The sequence below is a fragment of the Pedobacter frigidisoli genome (assembly GCF_004331675.1).
Taxonomy (GTDB): domain Bacteria; phylum Bacteroidota; class Bacteroidia; order Sphingobacteriales; family Sphingobacteriaceae; genus Pedobacter; species Pedobacter frigidisoli.
In genome coordinates, this window is record NZ_SJSN01000011.1 from 169,558 (window position 1) to 190,077 (window position 20,520).

The following is a 20,520-nucleotide window of genomic DNA, read 5'->3' on the forward strand; positions in this document are numbered from 1 at the left end:
AAGTTTTGATGAATTTTGTAGGCAATTGTTTTATGTTTAGTTGATTTATTTTATGAAGTTGAAATATCGCCTCGCCAGAAAGACTTTAATTTCCGTCAAAAATGTTGAAAAGAGAATAATTGCGCAATTAGAGAAAGGATCATATAACATTTTGGACAAGGATGCAGTACGAATTACTTTTGATGGTTATACTGGTGTACTGGAATTAAATGGTGGTCGACTTGCTAAAGTTGATTTTGGGGAATTTACATTTCTAGTTGAAAAAGATGAGGTAACGGTGATTTACAACTATTCTATTTCCATTTTGGTGGAAATTGCGATTATAACGTTTACTCTGATCTTAAGCTTAATTCTTCAAATTGCATGGGTACTTGTTTTTGCCTTACCATTTGTTATTCAATTTTGCATTAGGGTTAAAGCGGTTAAAGGTGAAGCTATTTCGCTGATGGATTATGTTTCATGGGATGGAAACATGATATTGACATCTAAAAGGTTCCTCACTTTATATAATCCTAATTAAGCAATGAGCTTACTTTTCTAAAACAAAAACAACTATCCATCAGTTCCAATCGTATAGTTATGTGGATAGTTTATCAAGCGTTAAAACTGATTTATTGATTAATATCTATTAAATATGTTAAATGATGTCACGTTCTTTTTGTTTTTCTGTCAAAAAATGTAAATTGCCTAAACAAAAAGCAACAAATTGTCAGTTTCGCACAGCGAAAAAATCCTTACAATCAAGCGACAAAATATAAGGCATAAAGCTCACCCTATTTAAAAGTCCTTTTAAAACCTTTAAAATAGTTATTACGTAGATAGATATAAGGCATTTATCACTTAACACAACAATGTTGTTAACCTAAATTTTTGGATCATTGCTTTATTAAAAGCCTCTTTATCCACCTATATGGCGCAATTGTTGATAAAATAAACAAAACGGCAAGTACTCTTTTTACAATATATTTTATAGTTTAGGGACGTAGCTGTTAAGAAAGGTATTATGGAAGCAAAATTTTCACCACAGGTTAAAGATGTAATCTCTTTTAGTAGGGAGGAAGCTCTCCGTTTAGGGCATGATTACATTGGAACCGAGCATTTATTATTGGGCCTCATTCGCGAAGGCGATGGCATGGCTATAAAAATTTTACGATCGTTAGGAGTTGATACTGGTAAATTGCGCCGCTCAATAGAAGATGCTGTTCGCGGTACTTCGAGCGTTACAGTTAACTTGGGTAATATTCCATTAACTAAACAGGCAGAAAAAGTTTTAAAGATTACTTACTTAGAAGCTAAAATATTTAAAAGCGATTTAATTGGAACAGAGCATTTATTGCTATCGGTTTTGAGAGACGATGATAACATTGCCTCACAAATATTGTTGCAATATGGCGTTACTTATGATGTTTTTAAACAGGAGGTAGAAGTGAATAAAAATGGTTTCAGAGACGATATTTCAAACAGCGCATCAACAGGTGGCGATGATGATTATCGTGAGGAAGAAAGCTTTAGCACACCTAAAAAGGTTTCGGATATTAAATCTAAAACTCCGGTTTTAGATAACTTCGGTCGTGATTTAACTAAGGCTGCAGAAGAAGGTCGTTTAGATCCAATCGTTGGCCGTGAGAAAGAAATTGAGCGTGTGTCGCAAATTTTATCTCGTAGAAAAAAGAATAATCCAATTTTAATTGGAGAACCAGGTGTGGGTAAATCGGCAATTGCAGAAGGTTTGGCCTTGCGTATTGTTCAACGTAAGGTTTCGCGTGTGCTTTTTGGTAAACGTGTAGTTACTTTGGATTTAGCATCGTTAGTGGCAGGTACAAAATACCGTGGTCAGTTTGAAGAGCGTATGAAAGCTGTGATGAACGAGCTTGAAAAATCTACTGATGTAATTTTATTTATTGATGAGATTCATACCATCGTTGGCGCAGGTGGCGCTTCGGGTTCATTAGACGCGTCGAACATGTTCAAACCTGCATTAGCAAGGGGAGAAATTCAATGTATTGGTGCAACAACTTTAGATGAATACCGCCAGTACATTGAGAAAGATGGTGCTTTAGATCGTCGTTTTCAAAAAGTGATGGTTGAACCTGCTACGCCAGATGAAACTGTAGAGATTTTAACCAGAATTAAAGATAAGTATGAAGAGCACCACGGTGTAACTTATACTGATGAAGCGATTTTAGCTTGTGTTACTTTAACTTCTCGTTACATTTCCGATCGTTTCTTGCCAGATAAAGCAATTGATGCTTTGGATGAAGCTGGTTCGAGAGTTCACTTAACGAATATTCACGTTCCTCAAAACATTATAGATATCGAAGCAAAAATCGAAGATATCAAGTTAGAGAAAAATAAGGTTGTTCGCAGTCAGAAATATGAGGAAGCTGCAAAACTTCGTGATACGGAGAAAAATTTAATTGAAGAATTAGATAAAGCTAAAGCAGAGTGGGAAGCAGAAACCAAAACTAAACGTTACGAAGTATCAGAAGATAATGTTGCTGAAGTGGTTTCGATGATGACTGGTATTCCGGTTCAACGTGTTGGCCAAACAGACAGTGCAAAACTGTTGAATATGTTCGATAAGGTTGCCGAGAAAATTATTGGTCAGGATGATGCCATTAAGAAATTAACCAAAGCAATTCAACGTACAAGAGCTGGATTGAAAGACCCTAAAAAGCCAATTGGTTCATTTATTTTCTTAGGCCCAACCGGTGTTGGTAAAACAGAATTGGCAAAAGAACTGGCTCGTTTCATGTTTGACAGCGATGATTCACTTATTCAAATCGACATGAGTGAATACATGGAGAAATTCGCAGTTTCACGTTTAGTAGGAGCGCCTCCAGGATATGTAGGTTACGAAGAAGGTGGACAATTAACGGAGAAAGTTAGAAGAAAACCTTATGCAGTAATTTTGTTGGATGAGATTGAAAAAGCCCATCCAGACGTATTCAATATCTTATTGCAGGTTTTAGATGAGGGACAATTAACAGATAGTTTAGGACGTAAAGTAGATTTTAGAAATACGATTATCATAATGACTTCAAACATTGGTGCACGCCAATTGAAAGATTTCGGTCAAGGTGTTGGTTTCTCTACTGCAGCAAAAACTACTCAAGCAGATTCGCATAGTCGTGGTGTAATTGAAAGTGCTTTGAAACGTGCTTTTGCTCCAGAATTCTTAAACCGTGTTGATGATGTAGTGGTATTTAATAGCTTAGGTAAAGAAGAAATATTCAGAATTATCGATATCGAACTGAAAGCTTTATTTGGTCGTGTTCATAGTCTTGGTTACGAAATTGCCTTAACTGAAAACGCTAAGGAATATATTGCTGACAAAGGTTTTGATAGTAATTTTGGTGCTCGTCCATTAAAAAGGGCTATCCAAAAATATTTAGAAGATCCAATTGCAGAAGAAATTCTTAAAGGTGAATTATCGGAAGGTGATGTTTTAGAAATCGATTACGATAAAACAACAGAGATCATTTCAATCGTTCATAAAAAGGGCGAAAAGAAAAAGGAAGAGCCGAAACAAGAAGAAGATTCTTCTAACAAATAATTTCAAACTCCCGATGAAAATCGGGAGTTTTTTTGTTTTAGCTATTATCGAAGCTGTATTTTAAATATTGCGAGTTTTCATTAATGTACTTTAAATCCTATATAAGAACATAATATTTTTTTCAAAATACTCGAATTATTAAAATTCAGTGTATCTTTCATTAAACAAACCCTATTAATGAAATTTATATTCGTCCCAATGATGTGCATAGCGCTTTGCTGTGCCATTTCCTGTAAGAAAGGAACTGACTCTTCCGTTACAAGTCCAATACTAAGCCCAGAAATTACCAATGCAACAAATATCAATAACGATGCATTGTTGAAACTCGTTAATGATACCCGTTTGGCAGGCTGTAATTGTGGTACAACTGCAATGCCTCCGGTGGCAGCATTAACATGGAATGTCAATCTGGCTTCAGTTGCAATAGGTCATAGCAAGTATATGGCATCTATTAAAACATTAAAACACGAATCTGCTGATGGTAAAATGGTTGGCGATAGGGTTAAACCAGTATATAATTGGGTTGCTGTAGGTGAAAATATTGCTGCAGGACAAACAACCGAAGCGCAGGTTGTTAATGATTGGATTAAGAGTGAAAGCCACTGCAAGGTTCTTATGTCGGCTAATTATAAAGAAATGGGTGCTGCAAAAACAGATACTTACTGGGTGCAAATTTTTGCCGCAAAATAAATTAAAAATGGGTGTCAAAAATTTTGATAGCCATTTTTTTTATATCCTAAATTAATTTTTGAAGCGCCGTGTAATAGCGCTCATAGTTATTTTGGTCAGTGTTTAAAAATAAGAAAGGTTCGATGAGCTCAAGTTCCATCAATGTAAATTCATTGTTTACCATAACACCATCAACCCTGGCGTATAAACAACCTTTTGCAAATCGATCGACGTATTCTTTGGCGCTATCTATTAATTTTTCATCTGGATTTTGAGGATATATTGTTCCACCAAAAGTGTGCTGTACCCTAAAATCGCCGGTTTTGGCCTTTTTTAGTAGGGCATGACTAAATTTTCCATTAAAAAAGATAAATGACCATTCTCCACTTTCAGGTATCTCATTTAAAAATGGCTGAACGATAAAGTCTTCATCCTTTATCAGCGTAACTAATTTCGAATTAATCTCCGCTACATTTTCACTAGTTACCTTGAATGTATTTTTCGCTCCGCCACTAACACACGGTTTAACAATTAATTTTTTGGTATCGAATTTAGTAAAGTAATCAGCAAGATCAATTTGATCAGCTTTGCTAATGAAAAAACTTGGTGTAACCTTTAAGCCTGCCGACTGAATATCATTCAAATAATGTTTATCGGCATTCCATTTAACCACATCAATTGGATTTAATAACCTAATCTTCTTTTCTTCTAAAAAATTTAACCAATTATAGAAATCTCCAATTAAATCAAAATAATCCCAAGGAGATTTTAATATTGCCAATTGATAGTTTTCCCAATTCACTTGTGGATCATTCCAGATTACCTTTTCAATATTTAAGCCTTTTTGTTTAAGGAAATTTAAAAGCTGATCATCTTCGCCCTCCACAGTTGTAGAACTATATGCGCCTTTATCGAGGTAGTTTATTAAAGCAAAATTCATATTGGCGAAACTAGGTTATATCAGCCAAAGAGGCAAATTAAAATAAGCTCATTTGGTCATTCGGAACCTTAAACAAACTATGATCTAAAATTATATCCTTAACATTTAGTCCATTCAATCTACAGTGGAGCCTAAAACTATCTCTAATCATCTGCGAAATATTTCCATCGCCACGCATTCTATCTCCAAATCTACTGTCGTTTACATTTCCGCCATGGCAGCTTTGAATCATGTGCCAAACCTTATCAAAACGATCGGGAAAGTTTTTGCGAAGCCAATCTTCAAATATTTGACTGATGGCCCCATTAAGCCTTACAACCGTATAACCAGCTTTTATTGCTCCAGCATTTGCAACTGCTTTTAAAATTTTAGGAATTTCATGGTCGCTAAGACCTGGAACTAGCGGAGCAACCATTACGCCCATCGGGATACCAGCCTTGCTTAACTCTTCAACTACTTTTAAACGTTGTTTCGCAGTTGTTGTTCGTGGCTCCATTACTTGCCGAAGGTCTTCATTTAAGCTGTTGATGGAAACGTAAACCATGCAAAGATTCAATTTGGCCATTTCTTGGAGAATATCTCGATCACGCAAAATCAATGAATTTTTGGTGATCATCCCGATAGGTTGCTTATATTCTAAAGCAATCTCCAGCAGATGCCGGGTTAATTTAAACTTCCTTTCTGCAGGTTGATAACAATCTGTATTTCCAGATAAAGAGATTGTTGTTGCATCCCAACCTTTTTTTTCTAAAAACTTTTTGAATAGTGCAGGGGCATCTTTCTTGACAATAATTTTTCGCTCGAAATCTATACCAGCGCTATATCCCCAATATTGGTGGGAGTTTCGAGCGTAACAATATGTACAGCCATGTTCACAACCTTGGTATGGATTTAAGGAGTAGGCCATTCCAACATCAGGACTATCAACTTTATTAACAATCGTTTTAGAATTTTCTATTAGGAACGATGTTTTACGATCACTTTCTTCCCAATCGTCAATTCCCTCATCGTGTTCTTTTACATATACATCCTTTAAAAATTTATTATGTGGATTAACTTGAGCACCTCTTCCTCTAAAATATTGTTTTTCTTTCTCGTCAACCATAAACTAAAATTACTAATATTTTTAGTAAATAATAGTGATGTTGAAAGATTTTATTTAATGTATTTAGTGTTACTTCGTTTTATTTTTTGTTATGTTTATACTACTAATTAACTAATCGAATGAACGCCCCGTTATCATGCATTGTAGTTGATGATTCTGATTTAGACAGGAAAGCCGTTGAGTGTGAAATACATAATTCTCTGGTTTTAAAACTTGATGGTAGTTTCGATAATTGCATCGAGGCACTGAGTTTTTATAATCATCGCAAACCAGATATTTTATTTGTTGATATCGATATGCCTGAAATTAATGGTTTAGAATTTATTAAAGCCATTAATAGTACCAATACAATTAATGTAATTATTTCCTCACATCCAGAATATGCCCTGGAAGGATTTCAATTAAAGGTTTTTGATTTTATACTTAAACCGTTAGAAACAGATCGCTTTGAAAGCACCATAAATAGGCTCCTAGATTTTATACAACTAAAAAGTAAGGCCGAAGCTTATGATGTACTTTTTGATAATGAGCATGTTGTTTTCAAAGATGGTTTAAAAACAATAAAGCTCGATGTTAACGAAATTTTATATTTAGAGGCTTTTGGTGATTATACCAAAATCGTGACGGATAAAAAGGTTCATTTAACACTAACAACACTCTCCAGATTTGTTGATTCTTTACCCTTGGGTAAGTTTATTAGGATTCATAGAAGTTATGTAATTGCAAAGAATAAGGTGAATTCTTTTGGCTCGAAATCGGTAAACGTAGATGCAAATATTTTACCAATTGGAAAAACATACTTAAGAGAGGCAAAGCAGATTTTAAATTTTAGCTAAATGAAAATATTAGGAATTGCCTATGTATTATCCTTTTTCTTTTTTATTAGTTGCTTTGGGCAAACTGATAAAAGAATTAGCTCCATTTTGGAAAAGGAAAAATTGTGTTCGCTAATTTCAGCAAAGTTGTCGGGAAGAAGTACCGCTATCGATTCGCTTATTCTTATTGGAAATGAAGGGTTAAAATTAACAAAGGCAGGTGAACATAACTATCGCTTTGCATTTCACCAAGCAATTGGTACGGGGTATTATTACAAACAGAATTTTTTAGCGGCAAGTAAACAGTTCGAGTTGAGTTATCAAGAAGCATCAAATGCTGGTATGATAGAAAAAAGCCTTAAACCATTGGGCAACCTTGTATCTGTTTATCATTATATGGGGCTGCAAAATAAAGCGGATGAAGCTGCCCGAAAACTTAAACTAATTGCTGAACAAACCGATACGCTTAAAAGTGCTTCAGATGTTTACTATAATTTAGGACTCTACAATCAACAGCAAAAATTTTACTACAGCGTTGCGCTCGAATATTTTCTAAAAAGCTTAGAGCTGCATAAAGCCATTCTCGATACTACAACAATAGTTAAGAAAAAGCTCGATTATGGTGCGAAGTTAATGATGGTTGCGGAAATTTATCTTTACTTAAAACAGCCTGATAAGGCAATTGAATATTTAAGCGACATAAAACCGTATCTAGGTTTATCAATTGTTTTAGATGTAGCGGTTTATGGAAAATTTATAAGGGCTTATGGTTTACTCAACAATTCTAATGAGGCATTAAAATATTACAATCTTCTTCATCGAACGGTAGAGGGATCAACAGGAAAATGGTCTGAACTGGTTTCATCGAATAACGAAATGGCCTATTTAGCCATGGCTGATAAAAATTACAGTTTAGCGAAAAAATATATTGATAAAGCAGATAAGCAAGCAAAACTTGATGGAAACGAATTACTTACTTCTTCAGTTAATACTTTATATGGCGATTATTATCGAGCAACAAATAACCTTTCGTTAGCGAGCAGGTATTATAAAATGTCTGAACCTGGAGCTTTGGTTTATAATAAGCAGCAATATGCTGAAGTACTGCAAAAGCTAACAGAGGTAGAGATTAAGAATGGAAATAAGGCTGCCGCTGATGCGTATTTTCAAAAGTATGTTTTGATTTCTGACTCTCTTAATCAGCGAAAAATTTCATTAAACCTTGCCGAAATGGAAGCAAGGTTTCAAAATAAATACAAACAGCAAAAAATAGGCGTATTAAATAAGGAAAACGAGAGTAAGGATATACAGTTAAGCCAAGCAAAAACAACAAGGTTGCTGCTGATAGTAGGAGCATCATTATTATTTATAGCTTTATTTTCAATTTATATTAACTTTAGGAATAAGCAAAAGGCAAATCTCTTGCTTGATAAGAAAAATCAACAGTTGGATATTATTAACAACCAGCTTGATAATGCCAACCAAACTAAAACAAAACTTTTTAGTATTATCTCTCACGATTTAAGAAGTCCTGTTAGTCAGCTTTTTACGTTTTTGAAACTTCAACAAAATGCCGCATTAATTTCTGAAGATGAAAAAGCGAAGCATCAGGAAAAGCTTATTCTATCTTCAACTAACTTATTGGCAACAATGGAAGATTTGTTGTTATGGTCTAAAAGCCAAATGGAAAGTTTTAAACTCGATATTTGTACTGTTGATGTTAATGAACTCTTCGAAAATTCGATATTATTGATGAAAGGGCAGGCTGAGGCTAAGCAAATAGATTTGAAGCTGGGAGAGTTAGCTTTTAAAACGTTCGAAAGTGATGAAAATTTACTTACAATTATCATTAGAAACTTACTCCAAAACGCCATAAACCATTCTTATCAAAATAGCGATATTAAATTGAATGCAGGAATAGGTGCCAGTGGCAACAAATATCTTTCTATCGTTAATAAGGGAGATGAAATTTCTGCTCAAAAAATAGAAGAATTACTAAATCATTCTAATATCCAAAGTAAATCATCAGGTTATGGATTACTGATTGTTAAAGAGCTTACCCAAAAGCTAAATGCAAGCTTAAACATTTCTAGCAGTTCGATCCAAACAGAAGTAACCATCGTTTTTTAATTCCAGTTTCCGTTCACCGATTATTTCAATCCGTTTATAGATTAAATAAGTCTACTTTTTGACTTTACCAATAGGTTTATGTTCTAAATAAACCGATATGAAAACTAAATTGAATTTTACAAAAACGATATGCTTAGGCTTATGTTTATTTATTTTTTCTATTTGCATTTCGTGCAATTCAAACTCATCTAAGGATAAAGTAAGTTCAACAGAAACTATCGCTGCCGATGAGTATTTTTCGGTAAAGGTTAACGGAAAGTTGTGGCAAGCTTATCCATCAAAAGAATTTAAAGAGTATAATTTAAGCTATAAGGAATTGGGCCACCAATTTTCCATTTTCGCCGAGGCAGAAGATGGCTCAAGGATGGATATATCTTTCCATTCTTCGAAAGATTTGGCCCCTGGTAACTATCCATCTACACGAAATGATAATGGAATGTTGAGCGGAGTATTCTATTATCCAGAAGCCAAAAGCTCGGATAAGGAATTGGCGAGTGTAACACAAGAAATTCCCATTCAAGAAAATACAGTACAAATCACGAAAATTGATAAAAGCAATAAAGAAGCTTATATAATTGAGGGAACTTTTTCACCAACAATGTATGCCGTTTATGAAACCAATCCTGAGCGATCTACTAAATTCTTAGAAGGTAAGTTTAAGGTTATCTATCGTCCTGATTCAATGAATCCGGCATTTTAGTCCAAAAAATACTAACATCTTTTCCGCTCACCGATTATAGCAATACGTTCATCGATTAGAAATGAATGCAGCTAATGCGCCTGGGTATCTTCAATTAGTGATTTGCAAACTTCAATATAATAAAAACTACAACCATGAAAAAAAACTACTTATTCAGCCTGATTTTTTTAATCGTAGCGATGATCAGTTCCTGTACTAAACAAGGTTTAACTGGACCAGAAGGGCCAGCAGGACCAATCGGACCAGCAGGGCCAGTTGGAGCGCTTGGCGCTGCAGGTGCAGATGGAAGTATAATTTATAGTGGAACAACAGCGCCAGCTTTAACAGTTGGTAAACTTGGAGATTATTATTTAAATATCGCTACAGCTCAACTATATGGCCCAAAAGTGGCTTCAGGTTGGGGAACACCCATAACTTTAATGGGTGCAAATGGCGCTGCGGGAACCAATGGCACGAATGGAGCCAACGGTACAAATGGCACTAATGGTACAAATGGAACCAACGGAACCAATGGAAGTTCGACCTTAAGTGGCACAGGAGCACCAAATGCTGCTTTAGGAACAAACGGCGATTATTATCTCGATAAAACGAATTTTCTATTGTATGGCCCGAAGATAGCATCTAGTTGGGGAATACCAATTTTATTGAGAGGTGCAGATGGAGCACAAGGCCCTACAGGTGCTGCTGGGAAAGATGGCAGCATCATTTATAGTGGCTCAGGAGCGCCAGTTACAACAATAGGCGTAATTGGAGATTATTATTTAGATAAAAATACAGCTAGTTTATATGGACCTAAAACTGCAGGTGGTTGGGGTACTGCTCTAATTCTCAAAGGTACAAATGGTACCAATGGAACGAACGGTGCAAACGGAACAAACGGTGCAAACGGAACGAACGGTGCAAATGGCACTGATGGAACCAATGGCACAAACGGTAGCGTAACTTATAGTGGTATTGCGCCACCAGATTCTACAATTGGCAATTTTGGCGATTACTATTTAAGCCGATTAACTTATGAGCTTTATGGCCCGAAAAACGTTGATGGTTGGGGAGTGCCTATTTTATTAAGAGGTGCAGATGGTGCTCAAGGCCCAACAGGACCAGCGGGTGCTGATGGTACGATTATTTATAGCGGAGATTACAACCCCGATCCAAATTTGGGGAAAATTGGCGATTTCTATTTTGGTAGGTTAGTAACCAGAATGTTTGGTCCTAAAACGGTTTCAGGCTGGGGCGCTGGTACTTTCCTAAAAGGATCAGATGGTACCAATGGAACTAATGGTACCAATGGAAATACAATCTTAAGTGGCGGCGGTTCTCCTCAAAACACATTAGGTAACAACGGAGATTTTTACATTGATTTATCAACATATACAATGTATGGCCCTAAAGCTGGCGGTGTTTGGAGCTTTCCTGGCATGAGTTTAAAAGGAGCAGATGGAAATTCTAACGTAATTGCTTTAGAAACAGCCGATAATGTAACTTTTAGCTGGATTGTGCAAACAGACAACTATGTACTAAGAAAACAGGGTGTTTCGTTTAACGATACTACAATGGTATTTAATATTCCTGCAGCAAACTTTACTGCGGCTAAAACTGGCGTAGTAATGGTTTATATCCGCAAAAATTCGGGTGGAGGTAGCTACAGTTGGCAACAGTTAAACTACACTGAAAAAACTAACGCTTACACAGTGAACTATGTTTCTAACCTAAGGGTTAATGCGGCTGATGCCAAGGTTAGAATTTCCTATAATAATCCTTTTGTAACACATCAATCTTACCCAGTAGATAAGGTTCGGATAGTAATTATTCCACCAAGTTCTATAGGAACATTGGGTACAATCGCTCCTAATCAATCGCCAATGTTGCAAGCTATGCAGAAACTTCATCTCAGCGATAAGGATTTCATAAAAATACAATGATAGCGCTTTTATCAGCAGGTTCATCGCCTGCTGATTTTTCTAACGTATCCTTAAATCATGATTTTATGAAACGCTTATCAATATTATTTTCGGGGTTTTTGCTTGTGCTTTTTGTTGCATTCAGTGCTGCTGCACAAGATTTAGGTAGCATAGGGAAACAAAAACCAATTACCATAAATGGATCGCTGGGCTTGGGCTTCGGAACTTATAATGTAAATGGCATTCCGGCAAGGCAAAGGGCTTTTTCTTATATATTTAATGGGGCGCCTACACTTTCCTTATATGGTGTTTCATTCCCATTTACAGTTGTTGTAAGCGATCAACAGCGAAGTTATACCCAACCTTTTAATCAATACGGTATCAGCCCAACTTATAAATGGGCAACGTTTCATGCTGGCTGGCGTAGTTTAGAGTTTTCTCCATTTACCTTAGCGGGGCATAATTTTTTGGGTGGCGGTGTAGAATTAAATCCCGGTAAATTAAGGCTGGGGTTTATTTACGGTCGATTCAATAAAGCTATTGAAGAAGATCTAAACCAGCCTTTAGCTTTGGCGCAACAATCGGCCTATAAAAGAACTGCCTACAGTTTAAAACTCGGCTTAGGAACAGAGCGAAACCATTTCGATTTAATCTTCTTAAATGGTAAGGATGATGTTAATTCATTGGCTATAAAGCCAACATCGTTCTTATTAACTCCAGCCCAAAATATGGTTTTAGGTTTTTCATCAAAATTTAGCTTTTTAAAGCATTTTGTAGTAGATATGGATGTTTCGGGAAGTATTTACACACGGAATGTTTTATCAGATACGATTCAAAACCTAGAGCTTAATAAGATCAATTTCATTAAAAAACTAATCACTTTAAACGCTTCAACTCAATTATTAACAGCTGCACAAACCAGTATTGGCTACCAAGCCACAAACTACAACTTAAAAGTTCGGTACCGTAGGGTAGATCCTGATTATAAAAGTATGGGTGCCTATTATTTCGAAACTGATGTTCAGAATTACACGCTCGAGGGAATGTTGAGACTACTAAAAGGGCAAATGCAATTAAGCGGAAGCTTTGGTATTCAAAATGATAATATCCTGCACGATAAATCTTTCCGTTCTAACCGAAAAATTGGTTCGGCAAATGTTTCATACAACAAACCAGATTATGGTATCGATCTTCGATATACAAACTTTGGCATCACTCAAGATAGAGGTCTTAATCCGGTTATCGATATGTTACGAGTAGCTAGAACTAACCATAATTTAAGTTCAGTATTTAGATATAGTATTAATAATGAATCGATTACTCATGGTTTTGTTTTGGTTGGGAACATTCAGTCGCTTATCGATTTAAATGAATTTACAAAGCCAAATAGTAAATCGAACAGTAAAATTGTAAATCTTTCGTACCAATTAGGATTGCCAAAAAAATCGTTTGGAGCAAATATAAGTGGGAGTTATACAGTGGCTGATGTTTCTTTTGGAAGAACGATTTTCTATGGACCAACCTTAGGTGTAAGCCAATCCATGGATAAGGGAAATTTAGGCCTTAATGCTGCGGTAAGTTATCAATTGCAGCGAAATAATGATATCGACGCGGGAAATATTTTCAATATAAACTTTAATAGTTCTTATCGTTTAGGCAAAAAGAATGCTGCAAATCTTTCTATTAATTACCTCAAAAGCAGCTCGAAAGATATTACCCTACCATCATTTAATGAGTTAAGATCCAGTCTTGGTTTAGTTCACTCCTTTTAAAAAATTAATGTTTATGAAAAATTTCTATCAAATTATAAAGGGTTTCAGTAGAACATCAACATTGTTTTTGATATTCTTTTTATGGATAGGTATTTACCACGCTATCGCTCAAACTAATCCATCGGTAAATATTTCAGTAACAATTGCTGGTCCTTACTCGCCATTTTATTCTGATTATGCAGGTCCAAATGCATCCAAAGTATTACTGATTGTTCAAAATTTAACGGCAACACAGAGGAGCATAAAATTAACAGGACAGTTAACTGGTGATAATGGCATAAAAATAACTACGAAATCTAACTACGTACCGCTAAAACCAATTCTTTTAGGTCCGAATGAAACAAAGCAGCTAAATGGGCTGGCTTTAACTGATATTTTTGACTTGAATACCTTAAATGTTTACGGAGTTGATAAGGTGAAACTCGTTCAAACATCTCGCTTACCCGAAGGTAATTATACTTTTTGTATTCAGGCTGTAGATATGGCAAACAATCAGGTAATTTCATCTAACGCTCCACTGGGTTGTACAACGATAAGTATCATTTATCCAGATGCGCCATTTCTAATCAATCCAATCCAAAACTCGGCTACTCAAAAAATGTTTTCGTTTGCTTGGGCCAATGCGAACATTGTTCCAGGTACAACACAGTACACCTTGCAAGTAGTCGAAATGCCTGATGTAAGGCAAGATCCCAATCAAGTTTTAAACGCGGCAACAAGATTTGCCATAAACAGGACGATTTTTAAGTTAACAAGTACAATTTTATCTCCGTCAGATCCACCTTTAATAGAGGGAAAGCGTTATGCATGGCGAATTATCGCTACCGACCTCACAGGGCAAGTGGTTTTTAAAAATAGAGGGATTAGTACAGCAAATGAATTTCGCTATCTCGAAAAGCCATACATCGCCTCAACGTTCGAACTTAAAACACCAGAGGAAAACAAAAGAATTAAGAATTTAAATGACCTCGTTTTTGAATGGAAATTCACAGACAATTCTGCCTTGAATGATAATGTTGGGTTTTATGATGGGCCACAGAGACAAAACAGTTTTAATAGTGGAAACTTGTTAGGTGGAAGCAGCAGTAAATTCGAATTGTATATTAAAAGAGTTAAAACTGCAGATGAAATTTCTGCTGAGAAAAGAGCAGGTTGGAGCAATGCCTTTGGTAAATCAAATGTTGTAAAAGATAATGGTATTGTTATTCCCATAGATAAACAAATGATAGATTTTAAATCTACGCCGGCAATGGCTAATTACTTGAAAGATGATAATAGTTATGAATGGTATATTAAGGATACTAAAACAGCTACAGAATCAGCTAAACGGATATTTGTTGTCAAATATGATAAGGTTATCATCAACTACAACGTAAAGGTATCTGGTAATTTGAAATATAAATTTGCTGCTGATCAAAAAGGTATAGAATTGGCGGCAAAAGATATTCAAATAATGCGGGTTAGGTTATTGGCCCCAATCTATAAAGTTAAGCGCAAGGTTACTACAACTCAAAATGGAGTTGAAAAAACAGATGTTAAGGAAATAGACAGTGTTGCTATGGTTAGTAATTTAACAAGCTATCCATACGGGCAAACGAGTTTGGCAACTGCTGGTTTTGTTACGTCTGCAACCACTGATAAAAATGGTAATTTTCAGGTTTCTGTTCCCATTAGTACAAGCCAATATGTTATTCATGATGACAATATTATCGTACCAGGAACTAAAAAAAGGTATGCGGAGGTAGATGGATTGGTAGTTAGAGTTAACGATTCTCGTTTTTCTGATGCCAATTGGTTTATCTATCCAACATCAGATCATCAAAGTATTTTATTAGATGATGAAACCGTTCAAGTATTTGATTATAAGCTAAACGTTAAGTTTAATGTAACTAACCAAAAAGATTATAAGGGTAAATTATATGTTCTGAAAAATGAGAATAGCTTGGTAAAAGGAGAAGTAATGAATGTTGCTGGAGAAACTAAGGACGTTCTAAACATGACCAAGAATAATTATTATGTACCTAGCGATAAATCTAGCTCTCAATATAAATATAGCCATACACCTTACAGTGTTGTTGGATCTCAAAAGGTTGAAAATGCACAAAATATAGACTTTTCAAAGCTAGCAGTATCGCTTACTAAAGATGATGTTTACACGGTGTATTTTGAGCCAGATATAGCGCAAAACGCACTATATTTTACTCCACAAACCATTAACAAAAGGGTAGTAAAACCTGCTGGTTTTTTAAGTACTAAGTTTGGTAGTACAGTTCCAAATCAAACTTTAACTTTTGGCCCAAAATACCTAACCATGAAAGTTTCAGGTAGGTATTTATACGAATGGAAATTGCCGTACGGTAAGCCATTTACTAAAAAACCTTTACCAGAAAGAACCAAGCTTATTTTAATGAGGGGAAACCTGAATTATACCAGCATGGGCAATACTGCAACAGCTGATAAAACTAAAACTGTAGCTACAGCTACAATTGGTAAAAATGGAGAATATAGTTTTAAGCTCGGAGTATTCGATTACGATTCATTTAATGGGAACGAAGGGCGTGATTTTTACATTCTTATCGATGATAATTACTACTCTTCGGAACCGCAAACCATTAAATACAATCAAAATGCAGATATTGTAATGACTGAGCTGGTTGCTCAAGTTAATCAGTTTTCTTTTACCTCGAGGTTAAGAAACCAAGCTACCAATAAACCAGTAGCCTTAATGGAGGTTTACCTTTGTAGAAAACAGGGAGCAAAGCCCCTTACTATCCCATCGGATGAGGGAGACCCCGGACGAAAAGACTACTTTAAGAAAGTATATACAGATAATTATGGTACTAAGTACGATATTATTGATAAGATTGAGCCTGGAAAACTTAGTGCAGATGGAAGTTTTACCTTTAATCGATTGGTACTTCCTTCGGCAGATTTAACTGATGAATATTTTATTTTGGCTGAGCCAATGAGTACAAGCCAAGATAACTTTGTAACCGAAAGAGGATTTACCTTAACAACAATCCTAAAAAATTTAAAGGCAAAAGAATATCGATACTACATTCATGAATTTAATGTTCAGGAAGATCCATACGAGTTTTCATACAACCAAAATGCATTTCAGGTTGTACCTGTTCAACCCCAAATCCCTTATATAGATGGTGCAGTTTATCCATATAGCAACACTTCTACATCAGTATTATCTGGTGTTAAAATGGAGTTGTTTGATATGGATAACACAAAAATAAAAGACACAGCTACACCAGCTGAGTTTGAGAAATATTATGCCAATAAAGCTCCTTTAGGCAAAGCTCAAATAACAGGCACCAACGGAAGATTTTTATTTAATGAGTTTTATAAACCAAATGATAAAGTTGGGAAACTGCTTAAGTTAAGTAAACAAGGTTTTATAACCTCGTATAGGCCTGTGCAACAAGGAAAACCCTTAATTGCTGGACAAAGAGCAAATATGCCAAAGGTTTATTTAGACTTGCCAATCACATTTAATGTTATAGTAACTGATAAGGGTGGCAATAATCCAGTTCCAGCTCGTATTATTGTGGGTGATGATTTTAGTTGGAGCGATACCCAAGAAATTGGAGGTAACTATAACCCCAATACGGGCACCTATAAAGCTGGTATTGAGCAGGCAATTTTGTCTTCTCCAAGAGGTGAGGTTAGCTTTACCATTATTCCTGATAATAAAGCTAAGTATAAAACTACGATCGTAAAAAGGAATATTTATATCGATAACCAGAGTGTAGCAGCATTCGAGGTGGAGTCTAACCAGCATAACATAATAGTAAGTTGCATAAATGCTGCAACAGGAAAAGGGGTAGAAGCAAGCGTTAGCCTCAATAATAAATATGATAAATTCGAATATCAAAGTAAAGATTTAAGTAGCTTTTTAGGCGGTTGGATAACTACAGCTAGTTTTGTAGCCGCAGGTACAGATTTTGAATTAAAAGTAATTCCGGTAGGTAATTATACCATCGGCAAAACTAAGTTTCATTCAGATATGTCAGAAACTGTTCATGTAACGGTTTATGTAAACGAAGCAGGTACAATTAATGTATCTGGTAAAGAAAATGGAATTAAAACTAATTTTGCGGTATCTGTTTGGGGCTATGATGATGATGAATATATTGTAAAGAAAAACAGTACCGGGTACTTTATTTCTAGATTACCACTAAACGATGGCAGCATGTTTAATTGGTTTACTGCTGTTATTGGTACAAAAAGTGGATATTTGGGGCAATCGCAGCCTGCACTTTTATACAGTACAGAAACCCAATACGTAAAATTTGATTTCACCAAATTACCTGGGGGATTAAAGGAAAATCTGTATGGATTCCCAATACAAATTAGTGATGCCAAGGCTTTGAGTGATGGTAAATATAGCATATCAGGCAGGCTAAACCCACAAGGAATAGCGAGTAATAGTAGCTTAACTCCTGCCGATCCGGCTAATTGGTTAAGTTTTTATACGGTTACCGTACAGCCAGGATCACCCACACAAGCGCAAAAAGTTTTAATTAAGGTAGACTTTGTAGAAAACGAACTAAAAGCTATTCTTCATAAAAATTATAATGTTACAATTGTAGATCAAGCAGGATTATCCTTAAGTACAGATGGCGATGGAGCAAGTATTTTGGGTAGGGTAGCGCTCGATCCTGCTTCACTGCCAAATGGATTAAAAACCTCAAAATCAGGCTATAGTGGCGATAAAAATTCGCTATATCTAAACTTAGAGAATAGTTCTTTTGCCGCTTTATACCAACTTTCTCCTACCTATACAGATCTTATGCGGACTTTTAGTTCTGCAGGATCTGACATGCTCAACCAACCCTTATTGGTAACTGGGTTTGATAAAACTCAAATTAATTTTAAGGCTGTTGATGATCTTTCCATCATCCCTGAAGAGAAGATATTTCTTAAAGCTGATGGAATGAAATTTAAGATCAAAATAAAAACTGACCTTAAGTACGTAAAATCAGGTTACGAGAATATTAATGCAGCTGCAACTTTTAACATTAATAATACGGGTTACACAACAGAAAATGAGCAACCTATATCTATGGGTTTAAATTTATGGAAGCTAGAAATAAATCAATGGAAATTGAATAATAATGGTCTTATGGCCAACAAGGGCAACCTAAACACACTTGGCATAACCATACCATTTAAAAACCTTCCAATTAAATATAAAGAAATTGGTTATGGAACTTTCGATATTCAGAAACTGAAACTTTTAAACGCTTGGGATGTAAAATTTAATGCTCAAGATGTAATAACGAGTTTTGGGTACGATAAGGGATACTCTGCAACTAAAGGAGCTTGGTCAGTATCTATCTTAGCAAAATCTGAAATTGCAAACTTAGCATCCATAAAAGGTTTGCCAGATTTAAAACCAACTGACGAGATTTTTATTAACAATATTAACCTTTACGATACTGGAAATGAAAATGATACAAGGATTTTACTTACCGAAAATCAACCAGCTGTTACCTTGAACGAATTTGCCAGTTTTAGACCAGGTACTATGTTTGGCGATGCAAACTCTGTTGTTTTTAGAGGTGGGTTAGATATGAACATTCCGAACTTGTCAGGATTGGAAAGTGTAGTTTATGATTTGAAATACCAGGTTGTAAACGGGCAATTTTTACATATTCACGATACACCTTTTCAAAATTTGGTTTTGGATGCCAATGGTGTGAAAATTAACTTTACAGGAAGCCAAGAGTTTACTAAAAACAAGTTGTTGCTACGTGGAGTATTGAGGGATAAAGATCCATTGGGTAAATACCAAATAAATGTAGAGCTTAATAAAAATCTTAATGAAACTAGTATCGCTCTCGATAAGAGTAAGCCTGCAATTATCAGATTATCTGAGGATGCATCTGGTAGTTATTTAGATAATGCAGTGGGAGACATGCTTGTTACAAATAATGCTTGGAATAACTTCAAGTTTAGTGGCGATTTAACGGGTGCAGAGGGTATTAATCCGCAGCAATCTAGATTGGCATTTGAAGTGAAAGGCGATTTGGTAGCCAATAATAATAAAATTGGTGTTCAAAATATGGATGCGGGCGGTATGCAAGGGTTAAATATTGCTTACGATTTTGATCAAAAAGCGCTGGTTGGTTCAGCAAGTATTTATCAACAAACAAGCCTCGCCAATATTAATCTAGATATCGATCTAAAAATTGGCAGTAAAGAATGGTATATTTTCTGTAATGGTATCGCTACTGATATTCAATACATGCCAATTTTAAATCAAGTTGCCGTAGGCACCATGATTGGTAATGCCGCCTTAAATGAAGCACAAAGACAATCTTTGTATAAACATTTTAAGGGTAATGATGTTCCAGAGGCATTTAAAAGTGCTATGGGCAATGTAAAGGGAATGATCATGGTACTATCTGCTGATATTAAGTTACCAGTATTACCAAGCTTTGATCTTGATCTCGACCCAGTTGCGCATTGTGAGGTTAAGTATGGTATTTATGCCAATTTGTATTATAACTTAGGTTTCGGATTGAAGAAAGAGGATTTGTCATTAGCCTTGGGTGCAAGAGTTGGTGCCTACGTTAAGCTAGGTGTTGGAGTAAGCATAGGCTTAGCTTGCGCTGGCGTAAATTTAGGAGCAGATGCATACGCAGATGTTAGCGGAAGCTTAGTGCCATTTGCTCCTGGTGGTGCGCAATTCTCACTAGATGCAGGTTTAACATTTAAACTGCTCGGTGAAGCTTACGTTGGTGCAGGTATATGTAATAGTAGCTGTGAAACGCCTTGTTTTGATGCTGGTTTGTTCGATGTTTGTAGTCCTATACCTTGCGTTAGAAAATCATTAAAGGAAACTTTGGTATTAGGCCTGGGTGGAAAGTTTGATAACAGTGGCTTTCATTTTGCAGCATTTAAAAAATAAATATAGA

11 protein-coding genes are annotated in these 20,520 nt (G+C 35.6%); 9 read left to right on the forward strand and 2 right to left on the reverse strand.

The genetic code is table 11. The features are described 5' to 3' along the window. Positions 1-52: 52 nt before the first annotated feature. The 3 genes from EZ449_RS15200 (at position 53) to EZ449_RS15210 (ending at position 4,246) form a co-directional block, all read left to right on the forward strand. Complete coding sequence (locus tag EZ449_RS15200; protein WP_131560332.1) at positions 53-520, forward strand: hypothetical protein; 468 nt, start codon at positions 53-55, stop codon at positions 518-520. A 483-nt stretch (positions 521-1,003) separates the two neighbouring features. After that, positions 1,004-3,556 carry an ATP-dependent Clp protease ATP-binding subunit gene (locus tag EZ449_RS15205; protein ID WP_131560334.1) on the forward strand — a complete coding sequence of 851 codons (2,553 nt, stop codon included), beginning with the start codon at positions 1,004-1,006 and terminating at the stop codon, positions 3,554-3,556. A gap of 177 nt (positions 3,557-3,733) precedes the next feature. Continuing rightward, entirely contained in the window at positions 3,734-4,246 is a 513-nt protein-coding gene (locus EZ449_RS15210) for a CAP domain-containing protein (protein WP_131560336.1), read from the forward strand. Positions 4,247-4,292: 46 nt separating this feature from the next. Here the strand turns inward: EZ449_RS15210 and EZ449_RS15215 are convergent, their stop codons facing one another. Continuing rightward, positions 4,293-5,165: an ATP-grasp domain-containing protein gene (locus EZ449_RS15215; RefSeq protein ID WP_131560338.1), complete on the reverse strand. Its 873-nt coding sequence runs from the start codon at positions 5,163-5,165 to the stop codon at positions 4,293-4,295. Positions 5,166-5,202: 37 nt separating this feature from the next. Further along, positions 5,203-6,270, reverse strand: a complete 1,068-nt coding sequence (locus EZ449_RS15220; protein WP_131560340.1) for a PA0069 family radical SAM protein — start codon at positions 6,268-6,270, stop codon at positions 5,203-5,205. A gap of 119 nt (positions 6,271-6,389) precedes the next feature. Here EZ449_RS15220 and EZ449_RS15225 point away from each other — a divergent pair, with 119 nt between their 5' ends. The 6 genes from EZ449_RS15225 (at position 6,390) to EZ449_RS15250 (ending at position 20,513) form a co-directional block, all read left to right on the forward strand. Continuing rightward, positions 6,390-7,106, forward strand: a complete 717-nt coding sequence (locus EZ449_RS15225) for a LytR/AlgR family response regulator transcription factor (RefSeq protein WP_131560342.1) — start codon at positions 6,390-6,392, stop codon at positions 7,104-7,106. After that, positions 7,107-9,215: a tetratricopeptide repeat-containing sensor histidine kinase gene (locus EZ449_RS15230; RefSeq protein WP_131560345.1), complete on the forward strand. Its 2,109-nt coding sequence runs from the start codon at positions 7,107-7,109 to the stop codon at positions 9,213-9,215. It abuts the gene before it with no gap. Positions 9,216-9,312: 97 nt separating this feature from the next. After that, positions 9,313-9,915 (forward strand): hypothetical protein, encoded by a 603-nt coding sequence (locus tag EZ449_RS15235; protein WP_131560347.1) that lies wholly within the window; start codon positions 9,313-9,315, stop codon positions 9,913-9,915. Between the two features lie 134 nt (positions 9,916-10,049). Further along, positions 10,050-11,837, forward strand: a complete 1,788-nt coding sequence (locus tag EZ449_RS22705; RefSeq protein WP_165499775.1) for a hypothetical protein — start codon at positions 10,050-10,052, stop codon at positions 11,835-11,837. Further along, positions 11,834-13,588 (forward strand): hypothetical protein, encoded by a 1,755-nt coding sequence (locus EZ449_RS15245; RefSeq protein ID WP_131560351.1) that lies wholly within the window; start codon positions 11,834-11,836, stop codon positions 13,586-13,588. Before EZ449_RS22705 ends, EZ449_RS15245 begins: the two co-directional genes overlap by 4 nt. Before the next feature lie 13 nt (positions 13,589-13,601). Then, entirely contained in the window at positions 13,602-20,513 is a 6,912-nt protein-coding gene (locus EZ449_RS15250; protein WP_131560353.1) for a hypothetical protein, read from the forward strand. Positions 20,514-20,520 lie beyond the last annotated feature (7 nt).

Bases quoted from the DNA above. Each gene is read 5' to 3' on its own strand.
- EZ449_RS15225 (WP_131560342.1), top strand. From the start codon at position 6,390: ATGAACGCCCCGTTATCATGCATTGTAGTTGATGATTCTGATTTAGAC.
- EZ449_RS15220 (WP_131560340.1), bottom strand. From the start codon at position 6,270: ATGGTTGACGAGAAAGAAAAACAATATTTTAGAGGAAGAGGTGCTCAA.
- EZ449_RS15215 (WP_131560338.1), bottom strand. From the start codon at position 5,165: ATGAATTTTGCTTTAATAAACTACCTCGATAAAGGCGCATATAGTTCT.
- EZ449_RS15205 (WP_131560334.1), top strand. From the start codon at position 1,004: ATGGAAGCAAAATTTTCACCACAGGTTAAAGATGTAATCTCTTTTAGT.
- EZ449_RS15250 (WP_131560353.1), top strand. From the start codon at position 13,602: ATGAAAAATTTCTATCAAATTATAAAGGGTTTCAGTAGAACATCAACA.
- EZ449_RS15200 (WP_131560332.1), top strand. From the start codon at position 53: ATGAAGTTGAAATATCGCCTCGCCAGAAAGACTTTAATTTCCGTCAAA.
- EZ449_RS22705 (WP_165499775.1), top strand. From the start codon at position 10,050: ATGAAAAAAAACTACTTATTCAGCCTGATTTTTTTAATCGTAGCGATG.
- EZ449_RS15210 (WP_131560336.1), top strand. From the start codon at position 3,734: ATGAAATTTATATTCGTCCCAATGATGTGCATAGCGCTTTGCTGTGCC.
- EZ449_RS15235 (WP_131560347.1), top strand. From the start codon at position 9,313: ATGAAAACTAAATTGAATTTTACAAAAACGATATGCTTAGGCTTATGT.
- EZ449_RS15245 (WP_131560351.1), top strand. From the start codon at position 11,834: ATGATAGCGCTTTTATCAGCAGGTTCATCGCCTGCTGATTTTTCTAAC.
- EZ449_RS15230 (WP_131560345.1), top strand. From the start codon at position 7,107: ATGAAAATATTAGGAATTGCCTATGTATTATCCTTTTTCTTTTTTATT.